Here is a 22,930-nt window from a genome sequence, read left to right on the forward strand (position 1 = left end):
GAGGGAAGCGGCGTCGACGAAAAGGGATATGACGCCAAGTCCGGGAAGTGCATCGTTTCGGTCGATCCGCGCTATTTCCGCCCCACCGAAGTCGCGACGCTTCTTGGTGATCCGTCGAAGGCCAAGCAGAAGCTCGGCTGGGAGCCCAAGACATCGTTCGAAAGCCTGGTTCGAGAAATGATGAAAGAAGATCTCGAATCCGCAAAACGGGATGAGCTCATCAAGCAGCACGGCTTCAGATATTATCCGCGCCATGAGTGACCGGCGGCGAGCGTAAGAACAGGAGGGCGGGAAGCAGAAATGCTCTCCTGCCCTTTTCAATTTACGACGTGTTGCGCCGACTGCTGATCATCACGGCTGGGGAACGACATCCTTCACTGGAATTGAGACGGGTGTGGGCGACAAAGCGGGCTTTGGCACCTTCAGGGCTGCCATGTCTTCAATCCAACGCCGGACGATCGTTCGACGATCCCAACGCTCGACGGAGCGCCTTCGCCCCTCAGCTCCCAGCTTTTCGCAAAGCGCGGGGTCCTTACTTAGGCTCTCAATTGCTGCGGCGAGCGCCGGTGTATCGCCTGGGGGAATGACCAGCCCAGCACCTTCGACTTCAGCGGCAAGGCCGGTGCCTTGGCTCGCCATGGCAATGACCGGTCGCCCGGATGCGAGAACCGCCCCGAGCTTTGAGGGCAGCACCAGATCGGCGGCCTCTGCCTTCTGAGGAATGAGATGAAAATCGGCCGTCGCCATCAATTCATTGAAGCTCTCGGCAGGCTGCAAGCCCAGGAAATGGACTCTCGAACGGCCGGCCGCCATTTCGATCAGCTTTGACTTGTGAGGGCCCTCTCCCGCGAGGATGAAATGAATGTCGGGGCGCCTCTCTTCCAAGGCGGCAGCCGCATCGATTGCAAGGTCCAGCCCCTGCTTGTTCGACATCGTGCCTGAGTAGAGCCCGACAATCGCGGTGTCGGGAATGCCGAGCTGCTGGCGATATGTGGTCTGCCTGGAGGCAGGATAGATCGCGGCCGTATCGATCCAGTTTCTCACCTCGGTTATGCGCTCTGCGTCCAGCCCCTTGCCGCGCAGGCGATCGACCATCTGCGGGGAGATTGATGAAACCCTGTCAAAGGAGCGAAGAATAGCCGCTTCCGTCTTCAGCATCACCGTCCGCAGCTTCTCGTTCTGGAGCAAGCCCAGATCGAAAGCCGCATCGACTTCGAAGTCCTGCACATGGAGCCAAGACTGCGCGCCAATCCGCCGCGCAACGAAGGAGACCAATGCAGCGGACGTCAACGAAGGGGCGACTGAGAGCATGATGTCGGGACGCCAGCTGAGGGCCTCCTTCACGACTGGCAGCATGCTGCTCAATGCAAAGGATGCGTGATGAACCAAACGCTTCCCGCCCGATGGCTGCGCAGGCACATAGATCGGCGTGCGCGTAACGCGGACGCCATTGATACCCGTTGCCCTGAAATAAGACGCACTAAATCCATGCGGAATCTTCCAGGCGGGATAATAGGGCGGCGCGGTGATCACCCGCACTTCGTGACCTTCGTCGACGAGGCTCTCGCACAGCTCCGTATTGTACTTCGCTACGCCAATGAGATCGGGCGCATAATTGATGCCGACCAGCAGAATACGCATCAATGGAATCCAAGTTGCTATTCAAGATCAAAAATTTGTTCAATCGAAGTAGTGAGCAGCTCAGCTCGCCCGGCTAACCTCCAGATGACGGCCATGGCCCTGAAGGAAGTCGTCATACGCCGAGGCGAGTCCTGCCCGGAGCGAGGTGGTAGCACGCCAGCCGAGCGCTCGAAGACGCGAACTATCCAGCAGCTTGCGCGGCGTCCCATCCGGCTTGGACGTGTCGAAGATCAACTTGCCTTCGTACCCGACAACATCCGCCACGGCCGCAGCGAAGTCTGCGATCGAAACCTCATCGCCACTGCCGACGTTTATCGGCAGATCGCTCGAATAATTCTTCAGAAGAAAAACGCAGGCGTCCGCAAAATCCTCGACGCTGAGAAATTCGCGGAGCGGCGTGCCCGTGCCCCACACGGTGACTGTCGGCGCCTTGGCAAGCTTGGCTTCGTGGAAGCGACGGATCAGTGCAGCCGGCACATGACTATGGTCCGGATGATAATTGTCACCGCGGCCGTAGAGATTGGTGGGCATGGCCGAGATGAAATCATCGCCGTATTGCCGGCGATACGCCTGGCACATCTTGAGGCCGGCAATCTTGGCGATGGCGTACCATTCGTTGGTGGGCTCAAGCGGCCCCGTCAGCAATTCGCTTTCGGCCATCGGCTGCTTGGCGTGCTTGGGATAGATGCAGGACGAGCCGAGAAACAGCAGACGCTGCACGCCAACTGCGTGACTTGCGCGGATCACGCTCAATTCCAACGCAAGGTTGTCGCAGAGAAAGTCGACCGGGAAATTGTTGTTGGCTGCAATGCCGCCGACCTTTGCAGCGGCGTGAACCACGACCTCGGGACGATTGGCCTCGAGCCATTTCAGCGTGGGCTCTTCTTTCGTGAGGTCCACCTCGCGCCGATCGGCCGTCAGCACGGTGCAATTCTCTGACGCAAGCCTACGGACGACAGCCGATCCGACCATGCCCCGGTGCCCCGCGACAAAGACACGCTTGCCCGTGAGATCGTAGGTTGAAGCCCCTGTCATCGCATCCTCTACAAGCATCGGTTCGCGGGGATCATCACCTCTGTGAGTTCCAGCCACCGCTGCGTCACGCAATCACGCTGCCGATGCAGCCCCACCAAACAGCTAACACAATCTTCACCATGCGACAGCCTGTTCCGACCAGGCAAAGATATTCATGGTGAACCTGCGCCGCGCGCACAAATGGTCGGCACACGATGAAACAAAAACGAGCAAGGCAGCCGCATCGGCCGTGCGGCTGCCCTGGAAGATCGTTGAAAGCGGCAGCCGCCGCTTGGTTAGCTCAAGCTCAGTATGCCCGGCGCAGGACGGGACCGACAGGCGCGCAGACCCGGTCCATGTACCAGCCATAGGGCGTCTCGACCCGCACCAGCGGGCAACGGCGCCACGGCGCGTAGCGGTAGGGATAGGGCTGCGCCCAGAACGTCACCGGCGTCGCCTGGCTTTCGCCCGTGAGCAGGGCAGCCGGAGCGGGCATCTGCATCGCGGCGTTCGCTCCGCTCGCTGCGCAGAACGTAGCAGTCGCGGCCAAAAGGCCTGCTCGCATCAACGTCTTAAACATCCAAAATAGCTCCTTGCCCCTTGCGGAGTTGATCCCCGACCGTGCGCGTCAGATCCCAGCCGACCGACGTCACCGGATCGCAAGACCACTCCGCGACCAGCCCAAATAGTGAACCGAACTTTACCAAGGCCACCGGCGCGAATGCAACCGATGCAGGGGTCCCCGAAGGGCCTTGGGACGATATGGCGCGCAAGTGTGGCTTCTTGGTCCTATTTTTCCTCGCTCCAGGCGCCTGGGGCGGCGAGATCGGGCGATCGTCGGTAAACGTCCCGGAGGAACTGGTAGTTGACGGACTGAGCCAGGGGCACGTCTTCCTCACCGAGCTTGGCAAAGAGCAGGATATCCCGGAGCGTCCGCCAGCGACTCTCGTCATAGTCGCCGATCCGCCCGCCCGTCGGAAGCACCAGCGGGCGCTGCTGCTGCAGTTCGAATCTCAGTCGCTCAGGGTTTAGCCTGGCAGGTCCCGTACCAGCGAGGACAGGCACGCTCCGTGCATAGTCCGCGTAGGTGAATTGCCATCCCCGAATGAGGCCCTGAAGGGCATCGGCGATCATGGATGGCTGTTCATGGACGAGAGCGTTGCTCGCGAAGTAAACCAAGCCAGGCACATGGATACCGTAGTCTTGCGGTTTAATGACATTCAGCTTCACGAAAGCGGAACTGGCGGGATCCGGTTGCTCGTCGATTGCCGCGATGATGGCATCGACTTCACCGGCGCGCAGGGCTTCGAAGCTGTCACGGTCTGGGACTTTGGTGATCTGGCTTCGAGGAAGTCCGAGCTGCGCCATCATGGCATCGAAAACGACGTCGCCCTCGCTCGCCCGGCGGTACCCGACCCGCTTTCCGACCAGATCAGCCGGCCGCCGCAAACCCGAGCTTTCGAGCGTGAAGATCGCGACAAAAGTATCGAGGAAGCTTGCGGCAAAGGCCGTGACGGGAACGCCGCGCCAGGTCGCCAGCAGGAACTTGTGGCCGCTCGTCACGCCGATGGCATGTTGGCGTGCAACAGTTTGGACGAAGTCCGGGTCGGGTTGGGCGGCCAACTCAATGCGGGAGGAGAAATAGTTCTGCCTGGATGCAGAGAGCTCGCCGGCGAACCGCGCCGCGTATGGCCCGTCCAACAGGAGCTTGACCGCGGCCGCAGACGGAGCCGTCGAAGTTCGTACGGATACCGCATCAGGGCGAAGCAGGAGAAGCATAGTTCCCACCAATGCCGCAGCAGCAAGGCCAAAAGCGAGGGTGCGCTTCCCCTTCGGCCGGGGCCGCCGCCGGGACTGGGTTCGAGACAAAGAGGACTTCCTAACGGGTTGTGAAATTTAACATATCAGTCGAGGCGAGATGGGCTACAATGCAGCGCGTGGGGTAAGGTTAATTTTTCCTTCGCCTTGTTTTAACAGCGATTTTGACCGATAGCACGGCTTGTTCGGGTAAATGAATTTTGCGTCAATGGGCTTGGCAGGATGACCATTCTTTCCACTCGACCGGTGCCCGTCGCTGATACTACGACGGAAATCACCGTGGTCGCGCAAGATACGGAGACCTCCACAGGTTTTGCGTCACGCTGGCTGCGGCCTGTGGTTGTCGAACGGGCGATGGCTGTGGCCGACGCGGCGCTGATCATGGTCAGCGGGATCGGCTGCGCGGTCGGCTATCACATCGCGACAGCGGGCACGCTCGGCAAGGCGGACGTCTATGCGGCGGCGAGCGTGATGGTGGCCGTCAACTTCGTCCTGCTGACGGTCGTGCAGCATGGCTATCGCCTGAAGAACATCACCAACCTGCCCCGCACGTTCCGGATGACGCTGACGACGTGGACCGGGCTGTTCGGGGCGCTGCTGGCGATCGCCTTCACGATGAAGGTCAGCGACGAGTTCTCCCGCGGCACCACGATCTCGTTCTATCTGGTCGGCCTTGCCGTCCTGCTCGCCTGGAAGACGCTGGCGGCGCGCTGGACCGCGCACGCCTTGCGCACCGGCGCCTTCGCCAACGGCCGCGCGATCATGATCGCCGAGTTCGGCCTTGCCAGCTCCTCCAACGCGGTCGACGACCTCGGCCAGCACGGCTACCGCCTGATGCGGGTGATGGAAATCCGACCCAAGGACCTCGCTTCGCCGCTGCTGCTCTCATCGTTGGCGCCGCGCTTCGAGGAGCTGATCGCTTACGCGCGCGAGAACCGGGTCGAGCACGTCTTCCTGCTGATGAACTGGGGCCGGCAGCACGCGATCGACAGCATTCTGGACGTGCTGAAGATCCTCCCCATCCCGGTGCACCTGGTGCCGGACCCCCACGCGGCGCGGTTCCTGCGCTATCCGCTGGTCTCCACCGGCAACACCTTCACCGCCGAGCTGCGCCGCGCGCCCTTGTCCTGGAAGGAGCGCGCGCTGAAGCGGGCGCTCGACCTCGTCGGCGCCAGCGTTGCGCTTCTCGTGTTCGCACCGGTGATGCTGGTGACCGCAGCTCTGATCAAGCTGAGCTCGAAGGGCCCGGTGTTCTTCCGCCAGACCCGCCACGGCTTTGGCGGGCGCGCCTTCAAGATCTTCAAGTTCCGCACCATGCGCGTGCTGGAGGACGGCCCGAAGATCAAGCAGGCTGAGAAGAACGACCCGCGCGTCACGCCGATCGGCAAATGGCTGCGCAAGACCTCGATCGACGAGCTGCCGCAGCTCTTCAACGTGCTCAAGGGCGACATGTCGCTGGTCGGCCCCCGCCCGCACGCGGCCGCCCACAACACCGAATATGAGCAGATCATCGGCAACTACGCCTTCCGCCACCACGTCAAGCCCGGCATCACCGGCTGGGCCCAAGTTAATGGTTACCGCGGAGAAACCCGCACGCTCGACCTGATGCAGAAGCGCGTGGAGTATGATCTGTGGTACATTAATAATTGGAGCTTGTGGTTGGACCTGAAGATAATGCTGGGCACGGCGATGGTGACCTTCACACGACCAACCGCTTATTGATGTAGTCATGAAAAGCGATGAGCGACCCAGGTTTCAGGACCTCTCCCGATCAAAAGCGCCGCCGGGTTTTAGGGGCCGCTCAGGTCTGATTGTCCTGCTTTGGCAGAGTGTCCAACAAACGCTGTTCGCCTTGTCACCTCAGCCCGCCTATGCTTGGCGAAGGTGGCTGCTACGGCTGTTTGGCGCCGAAGTCGGCCAAGGGGTGCTCGTGCGCCCCACGGTCCGGGTAACCTATCCTTGGAAGGTGAAGCTGGGAAACCACTGTTGGATCGGAGACAATGCCGAGCTGTACAGTCTTGGGCCTATAACCATCGGCAACAATGCAGTTGTGTCTCAAAGATCTTACTTGTGCGCCGCTACACATGATTACAAAGATATAATATTTCCGCTCACCGCTCAACCGATCCTAATCGAACACGAAGCGTGGGTGGCTGCCGATTGTTTTGTTGCCCCAGGCGTTACGATTGGCGCTGGCGCAATTGTTGGCGCGCGAAGTACTGTTCTTCGGGACGTTGCGCCCGGAACAATCGTTGCCGGTTACCCTGCCGTTTTTAAGGCTAAACGGATGCCGAACTGCGCTTCGACACAATTAGAGCAATAAGTAATTTTCGCCGGCTGTATCACTTTGCAGATAGCGAAACAGTCGCGCTTCAGCGAGCTGCGAACTCTCGTACAATTCAGCAAACCGACTGGCGGTTATGCGCCGGAGCAAGTCGGCTTCACCTTTTTCATAGCGAAGCATCAAGGATTCGATATGCTGAGCGGCCTCGTCAATAAATACTTCTCGCGATGGAGCAACGAAAGAGTTCGATAACAGCATATCATCCGAGATACAGCCTTTAGCGATGGAAACCACCGGCACGCCGTGAGAAAGCGATTCGAAAAGGACATTTGGTTGGGCCTCATTTATGTAGTTCGTCGGAAAAGCGAACGCGGATAAGGATGAAAAGAATGCCTCCTTCTCGTCGCCGTACAAGGGCCCGACCCAAATGATCGGATGCCGACACCGGGATATGCGCTCGTTGACAAAGTTCGCGACCTCTTCAGAAATGGCCGGTCCAGCTATCTTCGCTTCGAACGTTAGGTTCCGTGCGGCAAGTTCATCAAGCAGTCCAAAGAATTCAGCGATTCCTTTCTCAAAGGAAATATTGCTCAGATACCCAATTGTAAAAACCCGAGGGGCGGGCGCGAGAGGCGAAACCGCCAAGTTTGAACGCCTCGCGTTGCTTAAGACGTAGCCATTCACGATGCCGTAGCGGTCACCGAATAAGGCTTTCATCCGATCGCAAAGGAAGGCATGAATGGCCAATCTTCCTGTAACGACCACAACCAGCCGCATCAAAAGCGAATTCTGGTCGATATATGCAAACGAGTGATGGGAAAGAATGATCTTCTTTACTCCTCTCAACCTAAGCGCGAGAAGGAATAGAAGGTCAAAGAGGAGACCCACGCCTCCATCTAGCACGATGAATATGCGCCTCCGCCTACGCCCCAACAAAAGGCGCAAAAGGACCCCCATACTGGCTCGTACTTTTCGCCAGTATCCTATCATTCCGTCACGATCGTCTCGGCCGGGAAGAAACAAGCATTCAAGCCAGCCCCCCCCCAATGCTTTCGATAAATACACCGAGTAGGCCGACTGCCCAGTGACGGGCGGCGGAAATGGAGCTATCAAAGTAATTGACTCAGCCACGCTGTGACTGCGCTGCTCAGGATTCATGCTAAATCTTGATAAATGCGAGGAGTAGCAGTGGTAGGTCTAAGCAATTGAGGTATATCCCGTTATACGAATGGGCTGTCAATCTCGCTCGTAGGCACGAACCGCCATGTTCGCGCTGGCCTCGAATAGTCTCGAAAACTCAATGAAGATAGCGATCTTTTCAAGCTCGTTCAGCCCAGCCGTCGGCGGCATGGAAACTCTGTCCGAAACCCTTGCCGTAGAATTCGTCCGAGCCGGCCATGGGGTCAAGCTCATTACAGACACCGCGGGGGAAGAAGGCGATCGATATCCGTTTCCTGTTCTCCGTCAAATCACATCTGGCCGACGATTTTCCATCTATCGCCAAAGCGACGTAATTCTCTCCCTGCCTCTCAGCCTGCGGCGCGTTACGGAGCAATTGCTCTCACACCGCCCTATCGTTGTGCATCATCCGAACCCTTTAGTGGGTCGCAACGGACGCCCTGGGCTAAACCACCTTGTGAAGCAGATCATAAGAAGGCGAATGATAAACGTCGTTCCTGGACAATACATGGCGCGCTCTATTCAACGCTCGATCATCATTCCAAATCCTTACAACCATCACCTTTTTGAATACCACGGCGAAGACAAGCCTGGCGACGTTCTCTTTGTTGGCCGCTTGGCGACTGTTAAAGGAGTGGATACGCTTCTTCGCGCGATCCGAAAAGCTTTGGAAGCCGTTCCAAACTTTCGAACAACCATAGTCGGAGAAGGACCGGAGCGCGAGCGCTTCCTCTCTCTCTCTCAACAGCTCCAACTGGGCAATTTTGTAACGTTCGTCGGCGCGATGCGCGGACAAGAGCTTGCCAGTACGATGCGGCAGCATCGAGTCATGGTTGTACCCTCTCTTTACCAGGAGCCGTTTGGTATCGTTGCGCTTGAAGGTCTCGCAAGCGGCTGCCTCATGATCGTCTCCCAACGTGGCGGCCTAGTTGATGCGGTGGGTCCACACGCCCTAACCTTCGAAAACGGAAATGCGGAGCAGCTGGCAGATCGCCTTATACGCGCCTTGCGAGATCCCGGTCTTACTGAAACGCTCCTGAAAGGCTCACAGCACCATCTACACCTTCACCGCGCTGATACCATCGCAGCCCGCTACTTGGAAGCCATGAAGTCAACCGCGACTAACACGGCAAATTCGTTGCAATGAGGTATGTGAACACGACAGCACCCATCCGACGCTTTCTTGGCCAGTTCAATCTTCTGAGTTGGAATTTAGTTGGGTTCGGAGCAGGCGGGACCGTGGCACGGGTTCTCGACCTCGGCACAGGTATCATCATCGTCCGCTCAATTCCTCCAGAAAGCTACGCTTCCTATGGGCTTATGGTAGCCACAGTACCCGTTTTTTCGATGGTACTGACATCGGGCGTCCTACCAACACTATGGAGTTATGCAGCCAGGCGCGACTGCACTGAAGCATACCTAACTGCCATCCGAACGAATGCCGCAACCAGCCTTCATCAGGAAAACCGCTGGCTTTATTGCGTCTTTTTGTTCATTTCGCTTTTGCTGATGATGCAGGTAGCCGAAGGATTGTTCCAGATCGCCTTCGGCGCATTTGTAATTGTCGCGCTGTCAATTGTCGGCGCCCACCAAACAGTCAACGATGCAGTGCTACAGCTCGGTCATAGACAGATGGCGGTAGTTGGCGGCGCACTTATCCAGTCCTGTGTGCGCCTCGCTGCACTCCCGTTACTCTCTATACAATATCAAGCTGCCAATCTGATGATGGCCACGGCGACCATCGCAGTTCTGCTGAACTACGCATTCTGCCGACGACGGCTGCGGTCTGCGGTCGAGTCTCGCTCCGATATGGCTCTTGACTTTAGTTCGGAGGTGAGAAGCATTCGCCGGCGAAGTATTCCGACGGATATCTTTCAGGCTGCGTCAGGCCAGTTCTACTACTGGGCCCTCGCGTTTTTTGCAGGCCCTGTAGCCGTCGCTGGCTTTGCAGCAATAACGAGGTTAGGTCAGCTAATGTTTCCGCTAACGCTATTGTTCCGCGGGTTCTTTGTACCTGGCTTTGCAAAACTTAAGAACGTCACTTCGCTCCAGAGGTATTTCTTTGCCTTACTATTTTTGACTGCGATAGCCACAGCTCCAATAGTCTCAATCCCGCTGCTGTGGCCTGAATACGTCCTTAAGGTGCTGGGACCGCACTATATCCACCTTGCTGATGCGCTCGTCGTTTACTCGGCAGGAGTGCTCTTTTGGGTAGTGGGCGACCTTGCAGATCAACTCCTGCGCAGTCGAGGGCTCATGCAGCCTCCCATCTGGAGTGTTACCCTCGATTCTATTGCTTTCCTATTCCCCTTGATCTTGGCGGGTGAAGTTACTGTTCTCCTGACATTCTGGTCATTTCTGTGCATTGCTTCAGTGCGATTGACGCGCATCGTTTGCTTCGCACTGCTATCTCTTAGGCGCGGGAAATAACGGCAGAGAACAATGGACAATGTGAAGTTACCAATCGGAGTTTTTCATCCGGGCACTCAGCACTCGTGGCAGACCGCACGGGCGCTCCAAGAGATCGACGATCTTGGATGGTATGCAACCGCGATCTTCTGGGCCAAAGACAGATTGCCGTACAATTTGATTCCTTGGCTTCCTACTGGCATCAGAGAACGTGTAACCGCCGAACTGCGCAGGTTTCATCATCCGATGCTGGATCTGGAGCGCGTAGAGACCTTCGCGGGTACGGAGTGGGCGATGAGACTCAGCGCTAGGCTCGGATTTCGTCGGTTGGCGCGACGGCTACAACTGGCTAGCAACCGAGCATTCGCTCGGCCGGTCGAGCGATTAATCGACAAGAAACCAGTTCGTGCCGTTTGGGGATACGATCAATCTTCTCTTGAAGTTTTCCGCGCCGCTCGGAATTGTGGCGTGAAGACGATCCTCGACCGGACCATCGGTCATCCTATCGTACACAATCGCATTCTGAGCGAAATATACAACGACTACCCCGAGTTTTTTACTTCCGCACCTCATTTGATGAGCCGACAGTTCATTGAGCGAGCGGAAGAAGAGCACTCGCTGGCCGACACTATACTTGTCGGCTCACAATTCTGCTCTGACACGCTTACGTCCGGAGAGGGTGCACCAGTCGACCCACGAAAAGTACGGATACTTCCTTACTGTTACGACGAGATTTTTTTTCCAATCAAGAGGCCACGCTCAAGATTTAGGCATCCGATACGATTTCTTTTTACTGGTTTGGCGGGTCCACGTAAGGGAATTCATCTCATTCTGAAGGTGTTTGAACGAATTCCAGAAACTGCCGCTACACTTACTATCGTCGGCGACCTCCAAATCCCTCGCGACACTTTCGCGAAATATTCAGACCGCGTGACAGTCCGTCACACCGTACCGCGACCCGATGTAGCTGCGCTCATGGAGAGCGCAGACTGTCTGCTGTTTCCAAGCTATTTTGAAGGTGCAGGTATTGTGCTGTACGAAGCGATGGCCAGTGGGCTGAGCATAATCCAATCGAAACACGCGGATGTCGTATTGTCGGACAATTCCGAGTTGTTGATGACGGATGTGACGGAGGAAGAGCTTCATCGATGTGTACTGGCAGTTATTGATCGACCTGAACTTCTCGAACAGCAAAGCTTAGCCGGCCTCGCTTCCGTTCGAAAGTTCTCCTATCGCGCTTACCGTGAGCGCGTAGCTGAGGTAGCTCGCCTTGTATGACTTGCATCTCTTATTCTCACTCGCGCTTTGGCTCTTTCTTTTTGCGATATTTTTAGCGAGTCGATTCGCATCAATATTCCATCCTCTTGCTTTCTATCTGGCCTTCCACGGACTTGTTTTTGTCATTCGTCCGTTTTTTCAATACTATCTTGAGTTAAACCATGTGTATGAACTGTACGGATTCTGGCCAGACATCTCGGTAAAGCATACGGCGCTCTTTGTCGCGAACCTTGGGTTGGCATGCTTCTTCTGCAGCTCAGCTCTGGTCGGCAATGCACCAATGAGATTCTGGGATACCAGCCGGCTTGCGCTGCAAAATCGACATGGGCCTTCTCTTGTGCTAGGGTTAATCCTCGTATCGCCACTTATCGCTCTATCAATCCGCTATGCCCTTAGTATCAATTTTGGCACACAAGACTTGCGGAATTTGACCCGCGATGCAGCAAGTTTCCATACAATTTATACTGATACATCCGCCTATCTTGTTGATTCCAATCTTATGCTCGGGGCCTTTGGTGTTGCCATAGCTTGGGCGTATCGATTTAGGCCGATTTGGCTACTGCCATTTTTTTCCTTCGTTCTGCTGCGCCTCTCAGTCGGCTGGTCACGATACACCTTCATCATGACGACTATGGGTCTCGGATTACTGTTTCTCTTCAACGAGCGAAAGAAGTGGCTCAAGAAGTGGATGTTCGTCGCGGGCTTCGGCGTCCTCATTGTCTTCAGCGCGCTCTCCTCACAACGGGCGTTAATCGCTAACTGGATAAAGGGAGAAGACTCGAAAGGGCTACAATACAATCAAACTAGGCGGAATTTTTTTGACAGTCTGGACTTCGCAAATTTGGAGTTCGTGGAGTATTTAGTAAATGTGGTTCCGGAGCAAACTGGAACGTTCAACTATTTCTCTAACAGCCTCGAGGTTTTCACAGCTCCGATTCCGCGAGTATTTTGGCCTGAAAAGCCGGTGGGTCCACCAGTTCGGTTCTTTAACATTAACAACTACGGATTTCCTGTTGGCATTACCTACACCTTGATAGGTGAAGGTTGGCAGTCATTGGGGTACGTCGGCGTTATGGTCTGGTGCTCACTGGCAGGATTGCTTTGGGGATGGATCTATCGCTGGTTCGTTCGTCACAATCAATCTACGTTTGTAACGCTCTACTACTGCCTGTGTCTTCCACTTTCCCTACAATGGTTTCGAGATGGACTTTTACTCTCTCTTGTAAAATTTCCTCTGTTTTTCGTGTTGCCAATAGCTATCGCCCAGATATTGAGTAGGTTTGAGATCCCTACTCGCATCAAGCGAATTGGCGCGAATACATGATGACCTTCATTCGACTCGCGACCCAGGTCGCCATCTGGCCGCTTCCCTGGTGGTTTCGCAGACTTGTCCTGAAATTTCTGTTTAGATACGACCTTTCAGACACGTGCAAAGTCGGGTGGTCCATTCTCTTGGTAGATAAGCTGTCGCTTGGACCTAGCACCCGCATTGGTCATTTTTGTATTATAAGAAACATCGCTTCACTCACCTTGTCTGAAGGCGCTTCGATCGGCAACTTCAACAAGATCGCCGGTGTCCCGCTAAGCGAAACAAGATCATTTCGAGAGGAGTGGGATCGTCGGCCGGAACTAGTGCTTGAACGACATGCAGCCATTACTAACTCACACATCCTTGACTGCACCAATAAGGTGACAATTGGTGAGTTCGCTACTTTCGCAGGCTGGAGGAGTCAAATACTGACTCATTCGATTGATTTGTCGACGTCAACCCAGCGATCTGCACCCGTTCATATTGGCGCGTACAGCTTTGTGGGGACAGGGTGTATTGTACTGAAGGGCGCAGCACTTCCAGCTCGATCGCTCTTATCGGCGGGCTCTGTGTTAGCGACGGCGGAATCTGAGACGTGTGCTCTTTACTCTGGGGTGCCCGCATCGAAGGTGAGAGATCTCAATCCCAATTCTCGATACTTCGTTCGAGAGCAAGCCCGAGTACTTTAAAGCCTAAGGATGCAACATGACCACTGAAGTCAATTTTGACAAATATCAGACGTTGGGTGCGTATCATTGGACTTTGGGCAGCAAACTAGGTCTAAGATACAACGCCCCCCTTATGGCTCGATATGAAGTTGCTATCTCAAAAGTGCCAACGTCGGCAAAATCTGTGCTCGATTTTGGTTCTGGTGATGGCTTTCTGTCGTATCTTCTCGGTGCGAGACTGCCAAATGCGACGATCGTCGGCATCGAGTATGAAGAGTCTGGCATCGCCCTAGCGAGAGCAAAGATTGCTGAGAAGAGAATACCCAACGTTTCCTTCGTTTTAAATCAGGACTCTAGACTCCCATTTCCCAACGAACATTTTGACGCGATCGTTATGGCTGATGTGATTGAACATCTACCGAATGTCGGTGAAGTCTTGCAAGAACTGGAGCGCGTACTCCGAAAAGACGGAAGAATTGTCGTCACGACACCGCAACGACAGGAGGGATCAAAATGGGATAAACGACACATCTTTGAATTCGATACGGCTGATCTTTCTCGCGAGATGCAAAAATTCTTCACGAATGTCCGGGTGTTTGGATGCTCGCGAATGAATATCGTCCGAGCTTGGCAGAAGAAACGGCTAATGCGCGCGGTCCTTGAGGTCGTAACCCGAAGCGGGCTGAATGTCTTCACCAATGAGGTAGAGAATCCCGATCGGAGTTATGGGCAGCTTACTGCAATCGGCGAAAAGACCGGGTCTTAAGTTGGCGCTACAACGGCTCTGCTCAAGTTTACTGCTGGCGCTCGCTCTCTTGGGCATGAGCATCGCTTCTTCTAAGGCGGAGGAAGCTCCTGCGAAGCTGGTTCTTGCACACTACATGGCTTGCTGCCCTCGGGCTGGGTTGGACGCTTCGGTTGAGGACTATGCCCGCGAAATTGAACTCGCGAGCGCAAGCAAAATCGACGGTTTCGCGATAAATTTTGGTTCGCCCACCCGTCACCCATCCCATCTGAAGGTAATCGAGCGACTGTTCCAAGCTTCGGAACGCTTTCCGCATTTCAACTTGGTACTATCATTTGATCAGACAGATGCTGAAGAGGCTGTACAGCTAATCGCCCGCTATGCATCGCACCCAAATTCACTGCGTAAAAGCGGCAAACTGGTTGTATCCGGCTGGGGCCAAACGCCGAACTGGGCAAGTGAGCTTAGAAATAGGATGAGTGAGCGCGGTATCGACATTTTTCTTGTTCCTCACATGAACTACCCTTTGCTTCGGCGAGGAATTCACTTGGGATCTGAAGCCCTCGATACTTACGTTGCAAGAACGGTCCTGCAAGAGTCCCCTGATATTGACGGCTTTTTTACGTTTGCCGCTGGAGGACCGTATTCACAAATGGCGCAGTCCATCCGCGAAATCGCACCTCTCGTACACTCAAGAGGCAAAATCTTCATGGCAGGAATTGCACCCTTTTATCGAGGCTTGACGATAAACTCTCGAGTATTTGAGAGCGATGGCTTCAAAGGAATGCAGCAACGGTGGCTATCAGCGATCGAAGCTGGCGCCGACTGGATACAGTTGGCGACTTGGAATGATTGGAACGAGGCCACCTATCTGGAGCCTTTTGAAGCTCCACTGCATAACATATGGGCGGTGCCCGCATGGCAGCATCTTCCCGACCACGGCGGCTTTCTTCAAGCAAGCCGATTTTATATTGATTGGTTTAAGACGGGAAGCCGTCCGGACATCTCGAAGGACGAACTCTTCTACTTCTACCAGCTCCATCCTAAGGAGTCCCTTGGAGTTGTCGACTTCGCTCCGGTGGTACGAGGGCGGCCAAAGTTTGCTGATCAACTTACGGACCGTATACACTTCGTCACGTTCCTCAGCGCGCCGGCTGTTCTGGACGTAGAAGTCGGAGGCAGCCGCTACAAGATCCAACTACCTTCGGGTGACCACATTTCTTCCGTCCCAATGGCCTTGGGCAACATAGTGCTCGCTCTGAAGCGGAACCAGCAACTCGTGACCGGAGGCACTCTTTCTCTACCAGTTACCTCAGATGCCACTACTGGAAACTTCAACTACTTTAGTGGACAGCTCAAGATAGAACGCTGACTGCTTGATTAGGGGATCTTTATGAGCGATCTAAAAAGAGCGTTCTTAGAACTGCGACGCTCGCCTACCGTCACCGAGCGGATTTATCTAATATCGCCGTTGTTGCTAGCGCTACTTAAAGACCTTGCTCGTTCAACGGGCATCTCGGCGGATCGAGATCGGCGGCTGAGAGAGCGCATGGCGACACAAGTCGCTAGCGAAAACCGATTCTTCTCTAACAACGGTGAACACTTAGAAGACAGTGCTGTGGTCGCGCAAGGTCCCTTCGCCGGGTTGCGATATGGTATGTTCTCGGCAGGAAGCCTGCTAGGAGCCAAAATCTTAGGCTGCTATGAACATGAAATCGCACCTTGGTTCCAAGAAGCAATCTCAGAGGCACGCTACGACTGCTTTGTGGATGTTGGCTGCGCCGAAGGATACTATGCAGTCGGGATGGCAGTACGATGTCCAAACATCCAGGTGCATGCGTTTGATATTGACAGCAAAGCTCTGGAGCTCGTTGATCGTTTGGCAGAGCTCAACGGAGTCAGAGCATCGATCTCAGTCGCAGGTGAATGTAATGAAACTCTATTGAACGATCTACTCGAGCGGGCTAGGTCAGCTCTTGTGCTGTTGGACATTGAGGGCGCTGAGGATAAGTTACTTGACCCAATTGCTGTGCCAGCACTGACTCGATCTGACATTATCGTCGAGTTGCACGAACATAAGGCCCCCGGCTCAACGTATCGTATATTGCAGCGATTCTCTCATACCCACAAAATAGATGCGATTGCTGCAATGCCTGATGAAAAGAAACTTGCAGTGTTGGACGAAAAGAGTAGGCCAAAAGATATTAGTATTCTGCGCGAGGGCCGGAGGTTGCCCCAGTTGTGGTTGAGGATGAGAGCCTACAGATCAGAGGCTGATGTACGCGCAAAATGCTAGTACCACGACCTCTTACGCACCTCTACCCCGGGCAGTGAAATCTTTATCCCTTCATCTGCCAGTCGCTGCGCAAGCCGTTCCCGCGCCGAGATGTCTGCACACTCCAAACCGGCGACCAGTTGATCACGATGCGGCCATCCCACTCCCACAAGGGACGTGAAAGCCTCATCAATGAACTCAGAATCTACAATGTTACAAAATTCGGAGATTGCCGACTTAGCCATGCGACTTTCCAGAAGCGGAAACGCGACTAGGGCTAATCGATTGCGCCGTAGCGCAATCCATCCCTCCCGCGGACCCGTGGCGTATGATTGCTCTAGAAAGGTTAGGTTGTTCTGGCCAACACCTTCTCGACTGACGCTTCCTGAGTAGAGCGTCAGCCATAGAAATGAATCCATCGGATTTGATGAAATGGAATTTCTGACGTATTGCTCAGCGATGGCAGTCTGTTTATCCGCCTCTTGTCCGACTTGCCCTTCCGCGATGCCGAGGTGGACAAAAGCAAGAGCGCGAAGCTTTGATGACTTTACCACCGTCCGTATTGGCTCGGCTTCTAGGTGCGCCAGCACGTTAGCCAGAATGCCGGGCCGGAATCGTTCACCAGCAATGATGTGGTCCACGATCTCGTGTGTCGCCGAAGCAGAGTGGAAGATGGGCAATACGGTAGTTGACCACCAGAATCCGGCGAGGCCGAGCACTAGAAGCGCGGATCGCATGCTACTCCACGTACCCATACCGAGCGTAATATTTCTGATAGTAATAACGGCCGTGATAAGATTCGTAGCGCGCCAGCAGCTTTGTATCTGCCTTGTTGAGAACCACTCCAAGTAGCTTATCTTGAATTGCAGGTGCGTTGCGTAGGTTGTGCCGCACCACGTCAGTCTTTGTTTTTCCCCATTCCACCACGAATACGTAAGTATCAACCAGGGTCGATGTAACGCGTACGTCCACCACAGGCGCCATCGGCGGCATATCGAGCACTACGTATTCATATTGCGATCGCAATAAAGTCACCACCGCTTGCATCGCTTGAGAGGCCAAGACCTCGTTTGTGTGCAGAAGCTTGGACGTCGAGCCCGCGGGCAACACCGCAAGTCCGGTCTGGGGATCCACGCTAATTACATCCTGAAGCTGCGCCTTCTGAGCTATCAGATCAACCAAGCCAATACTGGCGTCGGGCCTTAGGGCTCGCGATAGCGAGGGATTACGAAGATCGGCATCGACCAAAATGACTTTATGACCTGAATGCGCCATAAGCTGTGCGAGGTTTGTGGAGAGTGTGCTTTTGCCCTCGTTGGGCAAAGTTGAGGTCACAGCAAGCACGCGATGTTCCCGCACGACGGAGTTGAGATCGAGCGCCACCTTCAGCGACCGTACCGCCTCAGCAAAGCGAGAGAGAGGCTGGTCGACGACATAACGCAGTAAATTTGGCTGCGCGTCTTCCTTTTGCTTGGTGAAGCGAGTCGACCCAGCTGCATTGATCTTTGGTAGGATAGCAATGCAGTTGGTACCAAGTACCTCCTCCACCTGACCGGTGGTGCGGAACACCCTGTCCGTCAGTTCGCGCGCAATTGCCACCCCAAGGCTCAGAATGAGCCCTCCAATAAACGCAACTCCCAGCAGAAATGGGGTTTTCGGATAACTCTTGGCCAGCGGTGTGGTCGCCGCGCTGATCACACGCGCTTCTGTAATTGGAAATGATTGCTGCTGTACGCTTTCCATGTAGCGCTGCAGGAAATTGTCGTACATCGCTTGGTAGGACTGCGCGTTGCTCTCAAGCTCGCGAAGCTGTACCTGCGCCTGGTTGGTGAGCTGCGATTCCGAGACAACATTGTTCAGGCTGGATTTGATCGCCTCCTCGCGGGTCACCGCGATGTCGTAATCGCTCTTGTAAGACTCCTGGATGCGCTTGAGCTCATCCAGGATATTCTTCTTGATCTCCGCCATCTGCCGGCGCAGGTTGACGGCGGCGAGGTGATCTGAGCCGTATTTCATCGACCAGATCGATTCCTTCGAAGCCAGGTCGACATATTGCCCGCGCAGCTTGACGATTGTGTCGTTCTTCAGCGCGTCAGCGACGCTCGCGTCCGGAATCTCCTGCTTAAAGATGTCGTTCAAGCGGTCGAGCCTTGCCTTGGCTTCGGCGGTCGCCGCATGCGCCATGATCAGCTGACTGTTTACCTCGGCAAGTTGCTGCTCGTTTATCAGCCCCTTGCCGGTGGCGATGATGTTGTTGGCAGTCTTGAAATCGACCACTGCTTTCTGTGCCGCGGAGGCCTGGGTGCGCAGCTCCTTGATGCGATCCTGGAGCCAGACGCTGGCGCGGCGAGTTGCCTGATACTTCGCCTCGAGTTGATCGACGATATAGGCGTCGGCGATCGCGTTGGCGATCCGCGCCGCTTTCTGCGGGTCTTTCGAGGTGAAGCCAATCTCCATCACATAGGTGAGTCCGAGCCGCTTGATTGTACGATTTTTCTCGAATAGCCCCAGCGCCTTGCGCGTCAGCTCAAACTCTGACGAGACGGGCCTGGACGAGAACAGACTGGTTGCCGCTCCAATGATTGTGCCGACTACTCCGCCGCCGGAGCCGACAAATTCAGGATCATCGATCAAGTGCAAGTCCCGAATCACAGCAAGACTGATGTTCTCGGATTTCAGAATCTCGACCTGAGTCTCCACCGTTGCGGAATCAATTGCGATATCGCCCAGCACGGATTGCTGCTGGAACAGCTGCACCTTGCGCGTGTCGATCACCATCGACGCCGTGGAGGTGAATTGCGGCGCGGCGGTGAAGAGATAGAGCAGCGCCAGGATCACGCAAGCCGAGACGATCGCGACTATGGTCGGGAACTGGCGGCGGACGATGTCGAGATAGGAGGTCAGCGTCTGCGACGGGGAGCCGTCGGCCTCGGCGAAATCACGGTTGATCTCCGAGGTCGGCTTGTTCACCTGCAACATCTAGCAATTCCTGAAAATGGATCGATTTTTCGTCTTGGGATCAATGCTGGCCTAAAGCCTGTCGGCAATCCGGAGCAAACCGGATGCCAAGGGTAGCGCGCTGCGAGCCACACTAGCACAAGCCGGCCTGCAATTGAACGCGTTCGATGCAGTGCAATGCGCGCTTTGCGGGACACTTTGCCAGAAGCTTAACGGCGCAAAAAGCAAAGCGGCGCCCGCTGGCGCCGCTGCAGTAAGGTGTCACGCAGCACCGGCCGCGAGGGCCGGTTCCGGTCTCAGCGCCGCGGACTTGTGCTGTTGGTGGTGCCGCCGACGCCACCGCTACCGCCGTTGGGCGCGTTGTTGTTGGTCGTGTTGTTGCCGAATCGGACAAGGCCGCCGCCACCACCGCCGGTAGCGAATCCGCTCGTCCCCGTCGGTCCACCCGCGCCGGTGCCGCCGCCGCCCGCACCGCCGCCGGTCGCGGCGATTGCGACGTCGCCGGTCGCGGCCTGGTAGGCGGCGATCACGTCGGCGTTGCCGGTGCCGGCGATCGCGGCCTGGATCTCATTCGCGTAGGCCTGGTCGGTCTGCGCGGCCATGCGGGCGACCTGGGCGAGGCCGGCGACGATGCCGCGCATCTGGTCCTTGGTGGTCGCGGGATCCTTCAGCAGCGCGATCAGGCCGGGAAGCGTGGTCGGATCGGAAGCGCCGAGGTCGCGCACGCGCGAGATCAGCTGCGGGCCGCCGGTCGGATATTGCTGCAGCAGGCTGCTGGGCGCGGCCTTGAAGTCGGAAATGACGGTGGCCGGCAGCTGGCGCTGCGGCGGGTAAACGGCGGCGCTGGCGGCCGACTGAAGCGTCACGGCGAGGGCCGCGGCGGCAGCCATGCGAAGCGCAATCCTGATAACGCTCATAAACAAACCTCCAAAAATCAGCTGCCCCGAATTGCTTCCTCGGCCCGGGCAAATGGCTGTGCTCGTTGCAGGAACGTAGCGGAAGAGGAAAGGGCTGTCCACTTATTCTAAAGACTTCGTAAACGGCGCAACTGCTTCAAATCTAGACACTTTTATGAAGCTGAGGCACCCGGCTCGGGGCTGCGTCCACGGTTGCCGGACGGCCCTCGCCTCGCCGGCTGGTGGGGTCCGCCCCCGCCGCCGGCCGGCCTTCCTGCGTGCGGAAGGACTGCGAAAGGCCCGCGCCGAAAAGCGCAAAGAACGGAATGCTGTAGCCGGGCACCTGCAGGGTGAAATCCAGGCACGAATGCAGCAGCGACAGCGTCGCGGTCGCCGCTGCCGCGAGCGGGATGATGGCGTCGCGCCGCCGGGTGAACACGCCCCGCGCCAGCACCAGCAGCATGATTGCCCAGCCGAGCGCCACCAGCAGCGCCATGGGGATGCCCACCTCGGAGGCAAGCTCCAGCGGCGTCGAATGCGCGGCGTCCCAGACGCCGCGAATCGAGATGTTGGGGCTGCGGTACGGCGGGAACGCCCATTGGAAGGTGCCCATGCCGGTGCCGAACCAGGGATTGTCGCCGATGATCCGAAGTGTCGATTTCCAGGCCTCGATGCGGCCCTCGTCGACCAGGCCCTGGCTGTCGAAGCGGCTGGAGACGCGGCCGCCCAGGAGTTGCAACAGGCCGAGTGCGACGGCGATGCCGGAGCCCAGCGAGATCCAGATGCCGGTGCGCGGCGGCAGGTCCTTCCGCAGGAACAGCGTGAACGAGACGATCATCGCGAGCAGCGACAGGCCGACGCCGGCGCGCGAGGTCGTCATGAACATCGCCATCAGGCAGATCAGGAGGCAACCGAGCTGCGGCAGGATCTGTTTTGGCGGGATCGTGCGCAGATCGAGCGACAGGCGCCGCCACTCGATGTGCCGCTCCGGCAAGCGGCGGCGGACGTCCTCCAGGATCAGCAGCATCCAGATCACCGCAGCCGAGCCGAAATAGGCCGCCGCGGTGTTGCGGTTGATGAAGGTGCCGGTGACGCTGCCGAGATACGCCGTCTTGTCCCGCCACAGGATCATGGTGGGCTCGATCAGGAACGAGAGCACGCCGTAGAGCGCATAAGCCGCCCCCGAGATCGCGATCACCCACAGCATGCGGCGCGCGCGCTCGCGGTTCGCGCCGACGGTGATGCCGAGCACGACGGCGAGGATGTTGGCGAGCGGCGCACCAAGCGCGAAGAACGCCTCGTTCTTCACGATCGAAGCAGAGGGCGCGATCGGCACGCCGAGGAGATCCGAGGCCTGCTTCCAGATCGGCTGAAACGGCGCGAGGAAGGGATGGTCGGAGAGCTGCTCGTGCAGCACGAAGGCGTAAGCGGCGACGATCACGCCGATGCCGGCGAGCAGCCACAGATGGGGCGCGCGCAGATCGCGCGTCGGCGCGAAGATCACCGCGATGCCGAGACAGAGGCACCAGAACGCGATGGACAGATCATTGGTCGAGCCGAACGGGAACGGCGCGCCAGCCACCACTGAGAACAGGATGAAGGTCGCGGGCAGGCTCCACGACCAACGAATCCTGGACAAGCTGATGTCGGGAGGCCAAAGGCGCATCGTGGTGTCTTGCGAGCTTTCTTGCGAGCTTTGCTCTGAGCTTAGAGGAAGCAATCGATCGGATAGATCTTCAGATCGACGTTGAGGCGGCTGTTCCGGGTCTGCGCCCGGAAAGCATAGAATAGCCCAAAGCTATCACTCCCCTGATCGAGTTTTATTCCAGGGGTTAATTCGTCAGGCGGGACCAGCACGCCGATGTGCCGGTTGATGGCCGAAATCTCGATCCGCCCGTCCCCCTCGCCAAAATGCCCGCCGAGCTGCGTCACCGTGACCTTGGGCAGGCCGCGGCGCTGGTGGCAGACCTCCTCCTCCCAGAGCTTGGTCTGCTGGACCAGCGGTCTGCCCGCGCCGTCGGGGATGACGATGTCAGGGAAAGACGGACGCAGCATTCCGAAGAATTTGCTCTCCTTGGAGTTCGCCGACAGCCGGACCGTGAAGGACAGCTCGCCCTTGCTTCCCTTCAGGCGCGACAAGATCGGAGCATCGGGCTCGGCCGAGACCATCACGTCGATGCGGTGGCGAACGCCCAGCTCCGCGGCCGCGCCGAGCGCCGTCCCGGCCGGTGCGAGCCCGAAAGCGAGCAAGACGAGGGCCGGAATTCGCCCAACTGTTCGAAAGCGCATACAGCCCCTTGCAACACAGCGGGGTGACGGATGACCGGCGCCTGCTGAGTGGCGCCGCGATCCCAGCAGGGATCCCGCAAGCCCGACAATATTGATCAGATCGCTAAACGAAAATGGCACCGGGACAAGGCCCCGGTGCCATCGCTGTTGGTCGATCAAGTCGGCGT

General features: G+C 56.7%; 20 protein-coding genes. 10 read left to right on the top strand and 10 right to left on the bottom strand.

Going from position 1 to position 22,930, the window contains the following annotated elements; genetic code table 11:
- Window positions 1-261, top strand: a 261-nt coding sequence (locus UNPF46_RS24695; RefSeq protein WP_181770096.1) for a GDP-mannose 4,6-dehydratase, incomplete at its 5' end; no start/stop codon positions are given.
- A 90-nt stretch (window positions 262-351) separates the two neighbouring features.
- Here UNPF46_RS24695 and UNPF46_RS24700 read toward each other — a convergent pair.
- The 4 genes from UNPF46_RS24700 to UNPF46_RS24715 form a co-directional block, all read right to left on the bottom strand.
- The gene (locus UNPF46_RS24700; protein WP_142251737.1) at window positions 352-1,641 is read right to left on the bottom strand and encodes a WcaI family glycosyltransferase; all 1,290 of its coding nucleotides are present in this window, start codon (window positions 1,639-1,641) and stop codon (window positions 352-354) included.
- A gap of 60 nt (window positions 1,642-1,701) precedes the next feature.
- Window positions 1,702-2,676, bottom strand: coding sequence for a GDP-L-fucose synthase family protein (locus UNPF46_RS24705; RefSeq protein ID WP_142251807.1), 975 nt, complete (start codon window positions 2,674-2,676; stop codon window positions 1,702-1,704).
- 286 nt (window positions 2,677-2,962) lie between these two features.
- The gene (locus tag UNPF46_RS24710) at window positions 2,963-3,235 is read right to left on the bottom strand and encodes a hypothetical protein (protein WP_246668718.1); all 273 of its coding nucleotides are present in this window, start codon (window positions 3,233-3,235) and stop codon (window positions 2,963-2,965) included.
- A gap of 209 nt (window positions 3,236-3,444) precedes the next feature.
- A complete protein-coding gene (locus UNPF46_RS24715; RefSeq protein WP_246668719.1) occupies window positions 3,445-4,434 on the bottom strand; it encodes an ABC transporter substrate-binding protein in 990 nt (329 codons plus the stop codon).
- Window positions 4,435-4,827: 393 nt separating this feature from the next.
- Here UNPF46_RS24715 and UNPF46_RS24720 point away from each other — a divergent pair, with 393 nt between their 5' ends.
- The gene (locus tag UNPF46_RS24720; RefSeq protein ID WP_142251738.1) at window positions 4,828-6,195 is read left to right on the top strand and encodes an undecaprenyl-phosphate glucose phosphotransferase; all 1,368 of its coding nucleotides are present in this window, start codon (window positions 4,828-4,830) and stop codon (window positions 6,193-6,195) included.
- 7 nt (window positions 6,196-6,202) lie between these two features.
- Entirely contained in the window at window positions 6,203-6,796 is a 594-nt protein-coding gene (locus UNPF46_RS24725; protein ID WP_142251739.1) for a putative colanic acid biosynthesis acetyltransferase, read from the top strand.
- Here UNPF46_RS24725 and UNPF46_RS24730 read toward each other — a convergent pair.
- Window positions 6,785-7,915: a glycosyltransferase gene (locus UNPF46_RS24730; protein ID WP_142251740.1), complete on the bottom strand. Its 1,131-nt coding sequence runs from the start codon at window positions 7,913-7,915 to the stop codon at window positions 6,785-6,787. The two genes, UNPF46_RS24725 and UNPF46_RS24730, sit on opposite strands and share 12 nt — an antisense overlap.
- Window positions 7,916-8,021: 106 nt before the next feature.
- On the opposite strand from UNPF46_RS24730, the gene UNPF46_RS24735 reads away from it, so the two are divergent.
- From UNPF46_RS24735 to UNPF46_RS24765, 7 genes are all read left to right on the top strand, one after another.
- Entirely contained in the window at window positions 8,022-9,083 is a 1,062-nt protein-coding gene (locus tag UNPF46_RS24735) for a glycosyltransferase family 4 protein (RefSeq protein WP_142251741.1), read from the top strand.
- Between the two features lie 5 nt (window positions 9,084-9,088).
- Entirely contained in the window at window positions 9,089-10,366 is a 1,278-nt protein-coding gene (locus UNPF46_RS24740) for a polysaccharide biosynthesis protein (RefSeq protein WP_142251742.1), read from the top strand.
- Between the two features lie 12 nt (window positions 10,367-10,378).
- Window positions 10,379-11,623 (top strand): glycosyltransferase family 4 protein, encoded by a 1,245-nt coding sequence (locus UNPF46_RS24745; protein ID WP_142251743.1) that lies wholly within the window; start codon window positions 10,379-10,381, stop codon window positions 11,621-11,623.
- Window positions 11,616-12,947, top strand: coding sequence for an O-antigen polymerase (locus tag UNPF46_RS24750; protein ID WP_142251744.1), 1,332 nt, complete (start codon window positions 11,616-11,618; stop codon window positions 12,945-12,947). The genes UNPF46_RS24745 and UNPF46_RS24750 overlap by 8 nt, the downstream gene beginning before the upstream one ends.
- Window positions 12,948-13,637: 690 nt before the next feature.
- Entirely contained in the window at window positions 13,638-14,366 is a 729-nt protein-coding gene (locus UNPF46_RS24755) for a class I SAM-dependent methyltransferase (protein WP_142251745.1), read from the top strand.
- The gene (locus UNPF46_RS24760; RefSeq protein ID WP_142251746.1) at window positions 14,326-15,717 is read left to right on the top strand and encodes a glycoside hydrolase family 71 protein; all 1,392 of its coding nucleotides are present in this window, start codon (window positions 14,326-14,328) and stop codon (window positions 15,715-15,717) included. The genes UNPF46_RS24755 and UNPF46_RS24760 overlap by 41 nt, the downstream gene beginning before the upstream one ends.
- A gap of 177 nt (window positions 15,718-15,894) precedes the next feature.
- Window positions 15,895-16,641 carry a methyltransferase gene (locus UNPF46_RS24765; protein WP_181770097.1) on the top strand — a complete coding sequence of 249 codons (747 nt, stop codon included), beginning with the start codon at window positions 15,895-15,897 and terminating at the stop codon, window positions 16,639-16,641.
- Here the strand turns inward: UNPF46_RS24765 and UNPF46_RS24770 are convergent.
- The 5 genes from UNPF46_RS24770 to UNPF46_RS24790 all read right to left on the bottom strand — a co-directional run bounded on the left by UNPF46_RS24770 (window position 16,638) and on the right by UNPF46_RS24790 (window position 22,922).
- Entirely contained in the window at window positions 16,638-17,357 is a 720-nt protein-coding gene (locus UNPF46_RS24770) for a hypothetical protein (protein ID WP_142251748.1), read from the bottom strand. The two genes, UNPF46_RS24765 and UNPF46_RS24770, sit on opposite strands and share 4 nt — an antisense overlap.
- Before the next feature lies 1 nt (window position 17,358).
- Window positions 17,359-19,599 (bottom strand): polysaccharide biosynthesis tyrosine autokinase, encoded by a 2,241-nt coding sequence (locus UNPF46_RS24775; RefSeq protein WP_142251749.1) that lies wholly within the window; start codon window positions 19,597-19,599, stop codon window positions 17,359-17,361.
- A gap of 275 nt (window positions 19,600-19,874) precedes the next feature.
- Window positions 19,875-20,495 (bottom strand): hypothetical protein, encoded by a 621-nt coding sequence (locus UNPF46_RS24780; protein ID WP_142251750.1) that lies wholly within the window; start codon window positions 20,493-20,495, stop codon window positions 19,875-19,877.
- A gap of 142 nt (window positions 20,496-20,637) precedes the next feature.
- The gene (locus tag UNPF46_RS24785) at window positions 20,638-22,113 is read right to left on the bottom strand and encodes an O-antigen ligase family protein (RefSeq protein ID WP_246668720.1); all 1,476 of its coding nucleotides are present in this window, start codon (window positions 22,111-22,113) and stop codon (window positions 20,638-20,640) included.
- Between the two features lie 68 nt (window positions 22,114-22,181).
- Window positions 22,182-22,922: a hypothetical protein gene (locus UNPF46_RS24790; RefSeq protein WP_246668721.1), complete on the bottom strand. Its 741-nt coding sequence runs from the start codon at window positions 22,920-22,922 to the stop codon at window positions 22,182-22,184.
- Window positions 22,923-22,930: the final 8 nt, after the last annotated feature.

It is taken from the genome of Bradyrhizobium sp. UNPF46 (genome assembly GCF_006658625.1).
Lineage (GTDB): Bacteria > Pseudomonadota > Alphaproteobacteria > Rhizobiales > Xanthobacteraceae > Bradyrhizobium > Bradyrhizobium nitroreducens.

What these genes read in the sequence shown, in the direction of transcription:
- UNPF46_RS24700 (WP_142251737.1), bottom strand. Translation starts at nt 1,641, where the DNA reads ATGCGTATTCTGCTGGTCGGCATCAATTATGCGCCCGATCTCATTGGC.
- UNPF46_RS24705 (WP_142251807.1), bottom strand. Translation starts at nt 2,676, where the DNA reads ATGACAGGGGCTTCAACCTACGATCTCACGGGCAAGCGTGTCTTTGTC.
- UNPF46_RS24710 (WP_246668718.1), bottom strand. Translation starts at nt 3,235, where the DNA reads ATGTTTAAGACGTTGATGCGAGCAGGCCTTTTGGCCGCGACTGCTACG.
- UNPF46_RS24715 (WP_246668719.1), bottom strand. Translation starts at nt 4,434, where the DNA reads ATGCTTCTCCTGCTTCGCCCTGATGCGGTATCCGTACGAACTTCGACG.
- UNPF46_RS24720 (WP_142251738.1), top strand. Translation starts at nt 4,828, where the DNA reads ATGGCTGTGGCCGACGCGGCGCTGATCATGGTCAGCGGGATCGGCTGC.
- UNPF46_RS24725 (WP_142251739.1), top strand. Translation starts at nt 6,203, where the DNA reads ATGAAAAGCGATGAGCGACCCAGGTTTCAGGACCTCTCCCGATCAAAA.
- UNPF46_RS24730 (WP_142251740.1), bottom strand. Translation starts at nt 7,915, where the DNA reads ATGAATCCTGAGCAGCGCAGTCACAGCGTGGCTGAGTCAATTACTTTG.
- UNPF46_RS24735 (WP_142251741.1), top strand. Translation starts at nt 8,022, where the DNA reads ATGTTCGCGCTGGCCTCGAATAGTCTCGAAAACTCAATGAAGATAGCG.
- UNPF46_RS24745 (WP_142251743.1), top strand. Translation starts at nt 10,379, where the DNA reads ATGGACAATGTGAAGTTACCAATCGGAGTTTTTCATCCGGGCACTCAG.
- UNPF46_RS24755 (WP_142251745.1), top strand. Translation starts at nt 13,638, where the DNA reads ATGACCACTGAAGTCAATTTTGACAAATATCAGACGTTGGGTGCGTAT.
- UNPF46_RS24760 (WP_142251746.1), top strand. Translation starts at nt 14,326, where the DNA reads ATGGGCAGCTTACTGCAATCGGCGAAAAGACCGGGTCTTAAGTTGGCG.
- UNPF46_RS24765 (WP_181770097.1), top strand. Translation starts at nt 15,895, where the DNA reads ATGGCGACACAAGTCGCTAGCGAAAACCGATTCTTCTCTAACAACGGT.
- UNPF46_RS24770 (WP_142251748.1), bottom strand. Translation starts at nt 17,357, where the DNA reads ATGCGATCCGCGCTTCTAGTGCTCGGCCTCGCCGGATTCTGGTGGTCA.
- UNPF46_RS24775 (WP_142251749.1), bottom strand. Translation starts at nt 19,599, where the DNA reads ATGTTGCAGGTGAACAAGCCGACCTCGGAGATCAACCGTGATTTCGCC.
- UNPF46_RS24780 (WP_142251750.1), bottom strand. Translation starts at nt 20,495, where the DNA reads ATGAGCGTTATCAGGATTGCGCTTCGCATGGCTGCCGCCGCGGCCCTC.